Genomic DNA, 12,134 nt, shown 5'->3' on the forward strand with positions numbered 1-12,134 from the left:
ACACTGCCCGCCATGCCCTCTCCTGAAAAATCCCCTCCAGCTTCCGGTGTCTCCACCGCGCAAGGCCCGCTCGCCGGGCTGAAAGTGCTGGAGCTCGGCCAGCTGATCGCCGGCCCCTTCGCCGCCAAGACACTGGCGGACTTCGGCGCCGACATCATCAAGATCGAAACGCCGGGCGCGGGCGACCCGCTGCGCAAATGGCGCTTGCTCAAAGACGGCACTTCGGTGTGGTGGCAGGTGCAGTCGCGCAACAAGCGCTCGGTCGCGCTGGATCTGAAGAGCCCCGAGGCACAGGCCATCGTGCGCCAGCTCGCGCTTGACGCCGATGTGTTGATCGAGAACTTCCGTCCCGGCGCCATGGAAGGCTGGGGCCTGGGCCCCGACGAGTTACTGGCGCTGAACCCTCGACTCATCATGCTGCGCATCAGCGGTTACGGCCAGACCGGCCCCTACCGCGACAAGCCGGGCTTCGGCGTGGTGGCCGAGGCCATGAGTGGCCTGCGCCACCTGACGGCCGAGCCGGGCCGTGTGCCGGTGCGTGTGGGGGTGAGCATCGGTGACACGCTGGCCGCACTGCACGGCGTCATTGGCATCCTGCTGGCGATGCAGGAACGCCAGCGCTCCGGCAAAGGCCAGGTGATCGATGTGGCGCTTTATGAAGCGGTGTTCAACTGCATGGAAAGCCTGCTGCCTGAATACAGCTCCTTTGGCGCGGTTCGCGGCGCGGCCGGCAGCGCCCTGCCCGGCATTGCGCCCAGCAACGCTTATCTGTGCAAGGACGGCGGCTATGCGCTGGTGGCCGGCAACGGCGACAGCATCTTTAAACGGCTGATGGCCACCATAGGCCGCAGCGATCTCGGCAACGACCCGGCGCTGGCTGATAACGCCGGCCGCGTGGCGCGCGTGGAAGAAATCGACGCAGCCATCGGCCAGTGGACCCTGGGCCTCACGGTCGATGAAGTGCTGGCGGCGCTCGACAAGGTCTCGGTGCCCGCGGGCCGCATTTACACCGTGGCCGATATCGCGGCCGACCCGCACTACCAGGCGCGCGGCATGCTCGACGAAGTTCAGATGGACGACGGAAGCACGCTGGCAGTACCCGGCATCGTGCCCAAACTCTCGCGCACACCGGGCGGGCACCGTCGCAATGCGCCGCAGGTGGGGCAGGACACCGTTGCGGTGCTGCGCGAGATCGGACTTTCAACCGAACAGATTCAGGCGCTAAAGGACAAGGGCATCGTGGCCGGGAAGGACGTCAGCGCATGAACACCGCAAAACGGATTTACTTTAATGAGGTCGCTACGCGCGACGGCTTCCAGATCGAACCCGCTTTCATTTCCACCGATGACAAGGTCGCGCTCGTCGATGCCCTCAGCGAATGCGGCTACGCCAAGATTGAAGTGACATCGTTTACCTCGCCCAAGGCCATTCCCATGCTGCGTGACGCCGAAGAGGTGATGGGCCGCATACGCCGCGTGCCCGGCGTGGAATACACCGTGCTGGTGCCCAACCTGCGCGGGGCGGAGCGAGCGCTGGAGTCGCGGGCCGACGAACTCAACCTGGTGATGTCGGTGTCGGAAACCCACAACCTGGCCAACCTGCGCATGCCCCGCGAGAAAAGCTTTGCCGCGCTCTCTGATGTCATTCGCCATGTCGACGGCCGCACGCCCATCAACATTTCGCTGTCGTGCTGCTTCGGCTGCCCGATGGAAGGCGAAGTGATCGAGGACGAAGTGCTGCGCTGGAGCGATCGCTTCGCCGCCTTCGGCGCAGACCGCGTGCGCGGCGTCACGATCTGCGACACCACCGGCATGGCCCACCCGGCGCAAGTCAGCCGCATGGTGAAAGTTTTGCAGCAACGTTTTGAAGGCCTACAACTGACCCTGCACTTTCATAACACGCGCGGCATGGGCCTGGCCAATGTGCTGGCGGCCGTGCAGGGCGGCATCACGCGCTTTGACGGCTCGCTGGGTGGCCTGGGTGGCTGCCCTTATGCGCCCGGCGCCAGCGGCAACATCAGCAGCGAAGATGCGGTGCACATGCTGGATGCCATGGGCTACGACACCGGCATGGACCTTGAAAAGCTGCTGGCCGTGGCGCGGCAAATGCCCGGCATTGTCGGCCATGACGTGCCCGGACAAGTGGCCAAGGCGGGCCGCATCACCGACTTGCATGCGCCGCCGCCTTATGTGGCTGAACTGAGGGCGGCATCGGCATGATTCGGCAGCTGGACCATTTGGTGCTGACCACGGCGGACGAAAAAGCCTGCGTGGATTTCTACACCCGCGTGCTGGGTATGACGCTGGAAACTTTTATCGGCGGCACACCACCGGTAGAGCGCAAGGCCTTCAAGTTCGGCCAGCAAAAAATCAACCTGCACGTCAAAGGCAATGAGTTCGAACCCAAGGCCCACCTGCCAGTGCCGGGCGCCCTGGACCTGTGCTTTCTGGCCAACATTCCCCTTGCCGAAGTGATCATCCGCCTCGAGCGGGAGCGTTGTCCAATCATTGAAGGCCCCGTGCTGCGTACCGGCGCCACACAAAAAATCCGCTCGGTCTATGTGCGCGACCCCGACCGGAATTTGATAGAGATTTGCGAACCCGCCTGAAACAGCATCCCAAAACTACAACCGGAGACAACGACATGAGAAAACGTAATTTCTTCCACCATCTCGCCATCCTGGCAGGGGCGATGACCGGTCTGGCAGTGCTGCCTGCCGCGGCGCAGCAGGCCTATCCCGGCCGCCCGGTCACCGTCATCGTGCCGCAGGCGGCGGGCGGAGCCAACGATGCCATTGCGCGCATCGTGTCCCAAAAGCTCGGCGAAATCATGGGCCAGACCTTTCTGGTTGATAACCGGCCCGGCGCGGGCGGTAATGTCGGCACCGCCCAGGTGGCCAAAGCCAGGCCCGATGGCTACACCCTGCTGCTGACGACCAACAGCGCGCACGTCATCAATCCCGCCATCTACAAAAGCACCGGTTTCGACCCCGTGAAGGATTTCGAGCCGGTCGGCCTGGTGGCCAACGCCGGCTATGTGCTGGTTGCCAACTCGGCCTTTCCCGCCAATTCGGTGGTCGAGCTGATTGCCCAGGCAAAAGCCAGCCCCGGTCAGATCAGCTATGCCTCGGCCGGCAACGGCACGCTGAACCACCTGATCGGCGAAATGTTCAAGCGGGCGGCCGGCGTGGACATGCTGCACGTTCCCTACAAGGCTTCGGCTGCCGCAGCCACCGATGTTGCCGGCGGACAGATTCCGGTGTCGGTACAGAGCCTGCCGTCGGCGCTGCCCTTCCTGCAGTCCGGAAAAATCAAGGTGCTTGGCGTAGTGAACGAAAAGCGTCTGGCCTCCTTGCCAAATGCGCCGACGATTGGCGAAACCCTGCCAGGCTTCGGCTCGACACCATGGTATGGGCTGTTGGCGCCCGCCGGTACGCCCAGGGAAGTCATCGTCAAGCTGCAGGCCGCCCTTGAAAAAACCCTGGCCAGCAGGGACGTGGCAGACAAGCTCGCGGTACAAGGCTGCGACGTAATGACCGCCAGCCCAGCGCAGTTTGCTGCGTTGATCCAGGGCGACCTGCCGCGCTGGAACAAGATCGTCAAGGACTCTGGCGCCCGCATCGACTGATCCACCGCCCTTCAGCCAAAACCTGGTCGGGCATTGTCCGGCCTGAGTCACCCTTCCCCGAAAAAAACTATCCGGAGACAACCATGACCCTTATTTCCCGCAGAACCCTCATGGCCGTCGCCAGCCTGAGCACGGCCGCCTGGCTCAACCCGGTGCGTGCACAGCTCGCCGGCAAACCCATCACACTCATTGTTCCCACGGCGGCCGGTGGCACCACCGACATTGCGGCGCGCATGCTGGCCGAGCCCTTGGGCAGGATTCTGCAAACCTCGGTGGTCGYGGACAACCGCGGCGGCGGCAACGGCAACATCGCCGGCCAGATGGTCGCGCGAGGCCCGGCCGATGGCACCAGCCTGCTGGTGCAGTACTCGGGCTACCAATGCATCACGCCGCTGATCCAGCCGGTGCCCGGCTTTGACCCGGCGACCAACCTCAAGCCGCTGGGCCATTTGATTGACGCGCCGCAGCTGCTGGTGGTACGCGGCAACTTTCCCGCCGACAACTTTGTGGACTTCATCAAGTACGTCAAGGCCAACCCCGGCAAGGTCAACTATGCATCCAGTGGCAACGGCTCGCTGCAGCATGTGACGACCGAGCTGCTCAAGGACCTGACCAAGACTTTCATGGTGCACATCCCTTATCGCGGTACGGGCCCGGCGCTGAACGACCTGCTGGCCGGCACGGTGGACTTCACCATCACCACACCGCCGCCGCTGCTGCCGCACATCCGCGCAGGTAAACTCAAGGCGCTGATGGTGACCGGCCGCACGCGCCTGGCCGCGCAACCCAATGTGCCGACCGCCATCGAGACCGGCGTGCCGCTGGTGGCATCGTCGTGGTTCGCGGTCTACGGGCCGACAGGACTGTCCGCCGACCTGCAAGGCCGACTCTCGCTGGCCATCAAGCAGGTGGTGGAGTCGGAAGGCTTCAGGAAGCGCGCCGAAGAGCAAGGCGCGAAAGCGGTTGTGATGAGCGGCGCCGAGCTGGCTACCCTGGGTGACAACGAGCGCAAGATGTGGGGCCGGATCGTGAAACTGGCGAACATTAAAGCCGACTGAAGTCTTTAACAGCCCGCAAAAAGCGGCACAGCCCCGGTGCAAATCGCGCCGGGACTGTGCCGCTTTTTTTGTGGAGGAGAGTCTTAGCTCAGATCGGCGATCAAATCGATGTACTGCTGCATTGCATCGTCCTGCGAGGTGCCCTTGAGGCTGTTCCAGGCGTCCCACTTGGCGCGGGCCACCATGTCACCGAAGCCGGGCTTCTTGTCGGCGTTGTCACCGCTGCTGCCCTGCTTGTAGAGCGCGTAAATCTTCAGCAGCGTCGCGTTGTCGGGGCGCTCGCTGAGGTTTTTCGAATCGGCCATGGCTTTGTCGAAGGCAGCTTTCAGGTCTGACATGAGAAATCTCCGTTTTTAGAAGTGGGTCACCAATGAGGTGGCTTGGGGTAACTGCCCGGTATCTTAGCGAGGCCGTTACCGCCAAAATAGAGGATTACCCCCACGCTTTTCACTACGTGTAATGCGCTGCCCCCCGAGGGGGTTAATTTTCCTTGGGGGCGGCCCGGCGGAAAATTCTTTCCGACAGGTAATTTAGTTGGTTTTAGGGAGTGCTCATGGTTACACGCGTTACCGCTCAGGCCGCAGGCCGAAAAGTGGCAAAAAACGTCCAGAAGAACGTCAAGCGGGCCGTCTCGGGAACCCTGGGCATTTCAGGGGAGCGCATGAGCAAGGTCGACACGGCCTGGCTGCGCATGGACAACGATGCCAACCTCATGATGATCGTGGGCGTGTGGCAGCTTGCGCCGGGCGTCAGGTACGCAGCCGTCTGCGAACGCATCGAAAACAGCCTGCTGAAGTACGACCGCTTCAAGCAGCGCGTGATGGAAGACGCCGCCGGCGCCACCTGGGTGATGGACCGCAACTTCGACCTGGCCAACCATGTCGTGCAGGAGAAATTGGCCAAATCAGCCAACCAGGAGCAGGCCCTGCAGGACCGCGTGGCCGTGCTTGCCACCCAGCGCCTGGACCCGAAACGCCCGCTGTGGCAAATTCACCTGATCGAGGATTACACCGGGCCCGATGGCGTCAAGGGCAGCGCGATGATCGTGCGCATCCACCACTGCATCGCGGACGGTATTGCGCTGATCTCCGTGACCATGTCGCTGGTCGATGGCGGCACGCCGCCGCCTGAGCGGCGCAAGAAGGCTGCGGCGGCTACCGGCACGGAAGACTGGATTGCCGACACCCTGCTCAAGCCCTTCACCGACATCACCGTCAAGGCACTGGGTGCCGTCGGTGAAGGTGCAGCGCGCTCGCTGGGCATGCTGGGTGACCCCAAAAAGGGCATGGAAGACGGCATGCACGGCTCCATGGACATGGCCAAGGTCTTGATGCAGGTGCTCAAGGACGGCGCCGCGCTGGCCCTGATGCCCGACGACTCCAAGACCCGGCTCAAAGGCAAGCCCGGCGGCGCAAAAAAAGTGGCCTGGTGCCAGCCGATTCCGCTGGACGAGGTCAAAGCCGTGGGCAAGGCACTCAACTGCTCGATCAACGACGTGCTGCTCAGCTGCGTGGCCGGCGCCCTGGGCGAATATTTGAAAACCTTCGGTGACGATGTGGCGGGCCAGGAGATTCGCGCCATGGTGCCGGTCAACCTGCGGCCGCTGGACCAGGCGCACAAGCTGGGCAACCGGTTCGGCCTGGTGCCGCTGGTGCTTCCCATCGGGGTGGAGAATCCGATCGAGCGCGTCTACGAGGTGCGCCGGCGCATGGCTGCGCTCAAGGGCAGCTACCAGCCGTTGCTGGCTTTCAGCCTGCTGGCGGTGGCGGGCCTTTTGATCAAGCCGGCGCAGGACGTGATGCTCAACCTCTTTGCCAAGAAAACCACGGCTGTGATGACCAACGTGCCTGGCCCGCGCGAAAAGCTCAAGTTCTGCGGCTCGACACTGGAGCAGAGCATGTTCTGGGTACCGCAGTCGGGCGACGTGGGGCTGGGCGTGTCTATCTTGAGCTACGGCGGCGGCGTGCAGTTCGGCGTGATCACCGACAGCACCCTGTGCCCGGAGCCGCAGCGCATCATCGATGAGTTTGTGCCGGAGTTCGCCAAGCTGTCCATCGTGACGCTGATGTTGCCTTGGGGAGAGTGAGCCCTCGCTGTGCGTCGCAGTTGCCAGGAAGCTCCGGTTAATTTTTTTGAGATTTTTATGGCCTTAGCCCAATAACGACGGGCGCAAGCAGCTACTTTTTTGATAGCACATCCCGCAGCAACTCCACCGCGCGGAAAAGGCGTCAGGCTGCAAAACGCTGTGAGGCGATGGCCAACAGTCCGTCGAAGATGAGGCTGTCCACCAGCTCAAACTTCACCGACATGCTGGGCGCCATCTTCCAGCCAGCGCCGCCGGTCATGATGCATTCGGGTGTTTCGCCGCAGTGGCGGGCGACGTTTTCCACCATGCGGTGTATCGCACCGGCAATGGCGAAAGTGCCGCCGCTGGTCAGCGCATCGCTGGTATTGGTGGGAAAGTCGCGCACCTCGCCGGTAGGAACGTGCAGACCGGCCGTGCCGGACTCGAGCGCGCGCAGCATGATGCCGTGGCCTGGAAGAATGAAGCCGCCCAGGAATTTGCCGGAAGCGTCGATCGCCTCGACCGTCACGGCGGTACCCACCATGACAACCACGCAAGGCTTGTTGATGCCGCGCGCCAGCAGCCGGTGGCGCGCACCGATCATGGCCACCCAACGGTCAGCGCCCAACCTGGCCGGATGGTCATAGCCATTGGTGACACCAGCCTCATGCGGGCTGGAAACGACCCAGTGCGGCGCCACGTCCCAGAGTTCCATCTGCTCGACCACACGCCGCTTGATGGCGTCGCCGGCAACGATGCAGCCGAGGATACGCGACGGAGGTTGCATGCCGCCCCACTCTTCTTCGGACAGCTTGTCGATGTTTTCCAGAAACACCGCGCCCTGCGCCAGCAGCTTGGCCTTGGGCACAGGGGCTTCGTACTGGGCCCATTTCAGGCGGGTGTTACCCACGTCAAGCGCTAGGAAGGTCATTTGGCGGATTATGAACAGGTTTGAAGCGCACCTGCAGGCGCAGGCCTACAGGTTTTCCAGTAGACGCGGCAAAGAACGCTCAGATCAATCCGAACCAGCACGCGCGCTGGATGGCGGCCAGCTTGTTGTCGACCTTGAGTTTGGTCATGGCATTGGAGAGGTGAAAGTTCACCGTGCGTTCGCTGCAGGCCAGCAACTCGCCGGTCTCGCGTGCCGTCATCCCCTGGAAGGCCAGGCTCAGGCATTCGAGTTCGCGCGGGCTCAGCGGGCTGCGCGCTTCGGCCAGCGCGCGCTTGAGCAGCGGCCAGATGTTGAGGGCCGACCAGGCCAGCAAGGCCGCCTCGCTGCGGTCATGCCACTGGCGCGGGCTGAAGAGGTAGCATTCAAAGGCCCGCCCCACCGTCAACGGAAAGGCGATGCGCACCACGCTTTGGTAACCGTGAGCCAGCCACAGCCGGCGCCAGCGGCCCAGGCTTTCGAAAGCGGTTTTGGAAATATCCTGCCAGGCGACAAGAGGTGCGTCGGAGTCGCGCCACGGGGCGCCGAAGTCCCGGCTCTCGGCCAGGGCCTCGGCGGCATCCAGCAGGCGCGGAGGGTGAATGGCCAGCACCAGCCGGTCTTCCTGCCCCCCGAACGGGTCGGGGCCCAGTACCATGAGCGCTTCGACCGAGAACTCGCGAAGGGCGCACAGCCAGTCGCTGATGACGCCGTCCAGGCTGACGCTGTCAAAGTTGGCAGGTAACAGCATTAGCTTGACGAGATAAGAACCGGGACAATACAGTCAAATGTCAAATGCATCATCAGTCAGGTTCCCGGTTGTGCTGGAGAAGTTCTTAACGTGAGGAGCGCCCGCTTTCACGCGTGGCTTGCGCGGCGTCCCCTGCTTCAGTGGCTGCGCGAGGAACTGATCCTTGCGCCCCTGGAGCCCATTTTGCATCCATCCCCGCGGCGGCTGTGGTGGCTGGGTCTTTCTTTTTTTTCGGGCAACGCCCTGTTCGCCTGGATCTGGTCGGTCTGGCTGCCGCAGCCCTATGAAAACCTTCCGCTGCGCGTCGTGGCCAGCGTGCTGGGCTACAGCCTGATGACCAAACGCGTCAACCATGACCCGGGAAGCCGGCTGGCGCAACGGGTATTTGGTGTGGTGTTCTGGCTCGAACTGCCGGTCCTGTTCAGCTGGATGTACCTGTGCAACGGCAGCAATACCGTGTGGCTGGCCACCCTGGCGGCCATGGTGCTGATCTACTACCATGTCACTGACTGGCGCCTGGCGACCCTGGGCACCATCACTGGGGGGGGGCTGGCCTGGGTCATGTTCCTGTACGTGGGGCCGGCGGTTCCCGCCCTGCCGGAAGACCAGCGCACCGTGCATGCCGTGGTATTTGCGTTTGCCTGGTCGATCGCGCTGGTGCTGAACCTTTCCTCGGCCAACCTGCGGCGGGAACAGCTTTCCAGCACGCTCACTACCATCGGCATCATGGCGCACGAGCTGCGCACGCCGCTGTCGACGGCAGCCCTGCTGGGCGATGCGATCCAGCTGGAGGTACAGCGCCAGCCCGACAACCCGCGCGCGCTGCAGCTGGACAAACTGGCGCTGCGCCTTCACGCACTGGTTCGAAACATGAACCACCAAATCGACACACAGATCGCGAATGCCAAGCTGCTGCAGCTGCCACGGCATACCCAACAGGTCGCGGCCGGCAAATTGGTCCAGGATGTCGTGGCGGCGTATCCCTACCAGTCGAGTCKCCAGAGGGAATGCGTGCGGGTGCTTGTTCACGATGACTTCACCTTCCGTTCTTCCGCCACACAGTTTTCCCAGGTGCTGGACAACCTCATCAAGAACGCGCTGCATTCCCTGATGGCGGCTGACTCGAAATACCCGCACGGCGCCCTGCGCATTGAAGTCGGCAGGACGCAGGCGCGCGGCCGCATCATGGTGGCCGATGAGGGCATGGGTATCGACGCTGCCTTGCTGCCGCAGATTTTCAAGCCGTTCTTCTCGAGCAACCGCGGCACGGGGCATGGCCTGGGCCTGGCCTTTTGCCAGCAAGTGGTACAAAGCGCAGGTGGCACCATTCATGTGAAATCAGAGTTCGCCGTGGGAGCTGCTTTTACCATCGAGCTGCCGATTACGGCCTGATACCTTGCACATGATTTGCTTTTGACAACCCGCGCTAGACTGACAACATGTCCTTTGCACTTTACCGCCGTCCCGGAGGCGTGGTTTTCCTGGACGACGACCCGGATTATCTCGAAATGCTCGCGGAAGTCATGCCGCTGGACTGGCATGTACGCCTGTTCCTGCGCCCGGTGGCGTGTATAGACCTGCTGCTCCAGGAGCCGGTGCGCTGGGAAGCGGATGCCTGGCGCCAGCAGGAAATCATCAATCGATGGCGCGAGGGGTCGGCCCTGATCCCGCAAATCCTGCAGTACTGGCGGGAAGACGGCACGGCGCGATTTGCGCTCACGCAGGTCTGCGTGGTGGACTATTCCATGCCGGYCATGAGCGGGCTGAGGGTGTTGAGCGAGCTGACCGGGTGGTCGGGTTCGCGCGTTTTGCTGACAGGCAGGGCCGACGAGCAACTTGCCGTGTCGGCCTTCAACCGCGGGCTGATCGAACAATTCATTCCCAAGCAATCTCCGGAGATCCGGCTGCGCCTGACCGATGCGGTGCAGGCGCTGCTGCGACAGCCCGATCCCCGGCACCAGCAGACCTGGCGGGCGACGCTGTCCCGCGCGCAGCATGCGCTGCTGTGCGAAACATCCGTCGCGCAGGAGCTGGAAAACCTGGCGCTGCGGCAAGGCTGGATCGAGCATGTGGTGATCGGTGCACCCTTCGGTGTGCTGGCCCTTGACCGCAAAGGCAGCGTCAGCTGGTTGCAGCTGGAACCCGCCGGGAACCTGCCAGAGCTTGCCGAAATGGCGGCATCGCAAGGCTGGGATGCCTCGACCGTGAAGGACGTGGCAGCGGGCAGGAAACTCATCGATCTGGAACTGCAGCTGGCACTGGGCGCCGGCCACAAACCCCAGCCGCGCCAGGCCTTCGCCATCGCTTCCGGTCCGACCGTACTCCATGCGGCGCTTTTTACCGTCGGCGAGCCTTTTAACCCCGGCTTCATGAGCAGCCACGAGCGATTTATTGCCACCTCGGGTGAGAGACACCTTCAGGACTGACGCCGGCATCATGCCTCCTGGCCGGCCCGGGCGCGCCGTGCAATCGGCCAGTCCCATGGTTTCACGATCGGCGCGATCTCGCGTGCGACCGCTTCCACATGGTCCAGTTCGGAATCCATCAGCCCGGCATTCAGAGTTAACCTCATCATCGCGCGTTTGCTGCTGGTGGCCGGCGCGCAGAACATCGACGAAAACACGTTGCGCTCCTCCAGCCGGTCCCGCAACACCATGGTGTCGGATTCCAGTCCAACCTCCAGCGCAATGATCTGCTGGCTGCCCTGATGGATGGGATAGCCCAGCTCGCTCAAGGCAGACCGCAACCTGCGCGTGTGGGCGTGAAGCCTTGCACGCGCATCGTCGCTGTTGCGGATCACCTCCAGCGTGGCTGCAAGGCCGGCAATCTCGTGCGGCAGCAGGCTGGAGCTGAAGATATTGGGAAAGCTTGAACAGAGAATGTAATAGCGCATGTGCGCCGGCGCGGTAAAAAAGCCGGCCCGGCCGGCAAAAGCCTTGGCAAGGCTGGCGGTGATGAAGTGCACGCGGCTGGTGAGGCCCAACTCGGCGCACAGCCCCGCACCTTCCGGGCCGTGTGTGCCCAGCGAGTGCGATTCATCCACCAGGATCATGCAGCCGTGCTGCTCGGCCACATCGACAATTTCCCCCAGGGGACAGATGGCACCCGTGGTGCTGTACACGGAATCGACCACCACGATGCCAGGGCCGTTCCTGGCGATCATCCGGGCGAGATGAACCGGATCATTGTGGCGAAAAGCGAAAGCCGGGGCGCGCGCCGCATGGGCGCCTTCCCACAACGATGCATGGGCCAGCGTATCAAGGTATACAGGGGTCTGCGCATCGGCAATCGCCTGCAGCACGCCGACATTGGCCGCATAACCCGATTGGCAAATGAAGCCGTCGTCCTTGCCGACCCAGGATGCCAGTGCCAGCTCCAGCGTGTGTGTGGGATGCTGGTTCAGGTGGAAGACACCGGACTGCACCACAAACTCCCGCTCCTTACGCAAGGCTTCCACCTGCGCGTGAACGATGTGCGGATGGCCAGTGACGCTGAGGTAGTCGTTGCCGTCCAGCCGGATGGCATTGGAGTCCGGTGTTTTGCCATGAAGCATGAACTTTCCGCTCCACTGCTGATTCCAGCGCGGCGTGAAGTCACGGGATATTCGCTGGCATAACTGGGCACCAAGGGCAGGGTTGGAAAACTGCGCGGCGTCAGGGGAAAGTTTGCGTTCGAGTACTTGCATGAGGGAGCTCCGTTAAAAAG

At 63.0% G+C, this 12,134-nt stretch carries 12 protein-coding genes; 8 read left to right on the forward strand and 4 right to left on the reverse strand.

The window, feature by feature from the left end; all coding sequences use genetic code 11:
- Positions 1-12: 12 nt before the first annotated feature.
- From AC1DWI_RS00095 to AC1DWI_RS00115, 5 genes are all read left to right on the forward strand, one after another.
- Complete coding sequence (locus tag AC1DWI_RS00095) at positions 13-1,266, forward strand: CaiB/BaiF CoA transferase family protein (protein WP_477668553.1); 1,254 nt, start codon at positions 13-15, stop codon at positions 1,264-1,266.
- Complete coding sequence (locus tag AC1DWI_RS00100) at positions 1,263-2,219, forward strand: hydroxymethylglutaryl-CoA lyase (RefSeq protein WP_477668554.1); 957 nt, start codon at positions 1,263-1,265, stop codon at positions 2,217-2,219. The genes AC1DWI_RS00095 and AC1DWI_RS00100 overlap by 4 nt, the downstream gene beginning before the upstream one ends.
- Positions 2,216-2,608 carry a VOC family protein gene (locus tag AC1DWI_RS00105; RefSeq protein WP_477668555.1) on the forward strand — a complete coding sequence of 131 codons (393 nt, stop codon included), beginning with the start codon at positions 2,216-2,218 and terminating at the stop codon, positions 2,606-2,608. The genes AC1DWI_RS00100 and AC1DWI_RS00105 overlap by 4 nt, the downstream gene beginning before the upstream one ends.
- A 35-nt stretch (positions 2,609-2,643) precedes the next feature.
- A complete protein-coding gene (locus AC1DWI_RS00110; protein WP_477668556.1) occupies positions 2,644-3,627 on the forward strand; it encodes a Bug family tripartite tricarboxylate transporter substrate binding protein in 984 nt (327 codons plus the stop codon).
- Positions 3,628-3,710: 83 nt separating this feature from the next.
- Entirely contained in the window at positions 3,711-4,685 is a 975-nt protein-coding gene (locus AC1DWI_RS00115) for a Bug family tripartite tricarboxylate transporter substrate binding protein (RefSeq protein WP_477724225.1), read from the forward strand.
- A gap of 83 nt (positions 4,686-4,768) precedes the next feature.
- Here AC1DWI_RS00115 and AC1DWI_RS00120 read toward each other — a convergent pair whose 3' ends face one another.
- The gene (locus tag AC1DWI_RS00120) at positions 4,769-5,023 is read right to left on the reverse strand and encodes an acyl-CoA-binding protein (protein ID WP_477668558.1); all 255 of its coding nucleotides are present in this window, start codon (positions 5,021-5,023) and stop codon (positions 4,769-4,771) included.
- Positions 5,024-5,238: 215 nt separating this feature from the next.
- On the opposite strand from AC1DWI_RS00120, the gene AC1DWI_RS00125 reads away from it, so the two are divergent.
- A complete protein-coding gene (locus AC1DWI_RS00125; RefSeq protein WP_477668559.1) occupies positions 5,239-6,771 on the forward strand; it encodes a wax ester/triacylglycerol synthase family O-acyltransferase in 1,533 nt (510 codons plus the stop codon).
- Between the two features lie 142 nt (positions 6,772-6,913).
- Here AC1DWI_RS00125 and AC1DWI_RS00130 read toward each other — a convergent pair whose 3' ends face one another.
- Both AC1DWI_RS00130 and AC1DWI_RS00135 read right to left on the reverse strand, forming a co-directional pair.
- A complete protein-coding gene (locus AC1DWI_RS00130) occupies positions 6,914-7,681 on the reverse strand; it encodes a type III pantothenate kinase (RefSeq protein ID WP_477668560.1) in 768 nt (255 codons plus the stop codon).
- 79 nt (positions 7,682-7,760) lie between these two features.
- Complete coding sequence (locus AC1DWI_RS00135) at positions 7,761-8,429, reverse strand: helix-turn-helix transcriptional regulator (protein ID WP_477666524.1); 669 nt, start codon at positions 8,427-8,429, stop codon at positions 7,761-7,763.
- Positions 8,430-8,519: 90 nt separating this feature from the next.
- Here AC1DWI_RS00135 and AC1DWI_RS00140 point away from each other — a divergent pair, with 90 nt between their 5' ends.
- Together AC1DWI_RS00140 and AC1DWI_RS00145 are read left to right on the forward strand one after the other, a co-directional pair.
- The gene (locus AC1DWI_RS00140; protein ID WP_477724226.1) at positions 8,520-9,821 is read left to right on the forward strand and encodes a sensor histidine kinase; all 1,302 of its coding nucleotides are present in this window, start codon (positions 8,520-8,522) and stop codon (positions 9,819-9,821) included.
- Between the two features lie 47 nt (positions 9,822-9,868).
- Positions 9,869-10,855, forward strand: coding sequence for a response regulator (locus AC1DWI_RS00145; RefSeq protein ID WP_477724227.1), 987 nt, complete (start codon positions 9,869-9,871; stop codon positions 10,853-10,855).
- Between the two features lie 8 nt (positions 10,856-10,863).
- Here AC1DWI_RS00145 and cqsA read toward each other — a convergent pair whose 3' ends face one another.
- Positions 10,864-12,114: an alpha-hydroxyketone-type quorum-sensing autoinducer synthase gene (cqsA, locus tag AC1DWI_RS00150; protein ID WP_477668563.1), complete on the reverse strand. Its 1,251-nt coding sequence runs from the start codon at positions 12,112-12,114 to the stop codon at positions 10,864-10,866.
- Positions 12,115-12,134: the final 20 nt, after the last annotated feature.

Source organism: Polaromonas sp. P3_C2, assembly GCF_056402675.1.

Coding starts and splice junctions, on each gene's coding strand:
- AC1DWI_RS00125 (WP_477668559.1), top strand. CDS start 5,239: ATGGTTACACGCGTTACCGCTCAGGCCGCAGGCCGAAAAGTGGCAAAA.
- AC1DWI_RS00110 (WP_477668556.1), top strand. CDS start 2,644: ATGAGAAAACGTAATTTCTTCCACCATCTCGCCATCCTGGCAGGGGCG.
- AC1DWI_RS00100 (WP_477668554.1), top strand. CDS start 1,263: ATGAACACCGCAAAACGGATTTACTTTAATGAGGTCGCTACGCGCGAC.
- AC1DWI_RS00120 (WP_477668558.1), bottom strand. CDS start 5,023: ATGTCAGACCTGAAAGCTGCCTTCGACAAAGCCATGGCCGATTCGAAA.
- cqsA (WP_477668563.1), bottom strand. CDS start 12,114: ATGCAAGTACTCGAACGCAAACTTTCCCCTGACGCCGCGCAGTTTTCC.
- AC1DWI_RS00095 (WP_477668553.1), top strand. CDS start 13: ATGCCCTCTCCTGAAAAATCCCCTCCAGCTTCCGGTGTCTCCACCGCG.
- AC1DWI_RS00135 (WP_477666524.1), bottom strand. CDS start 8,429: ATGCTGTTACCTGCCAACTTTGACAGCGTCAGCCTGGACGGCGTCATC.
- AC1DWI_RS00105 (WP_477668555.1), top strand. CDS start 2,216: ATGATTCGGCAGCTGGACCATTTGGTGCTGACCACGGCGGACGAAAAA.
- AC1DWI_RS00130 (WP_477668560.1), bottom strand. CDS start 7,681: ATGACCTTCCTAGCGCTTGACGTGGGTAACACCCGCCTGAAATGGGCC.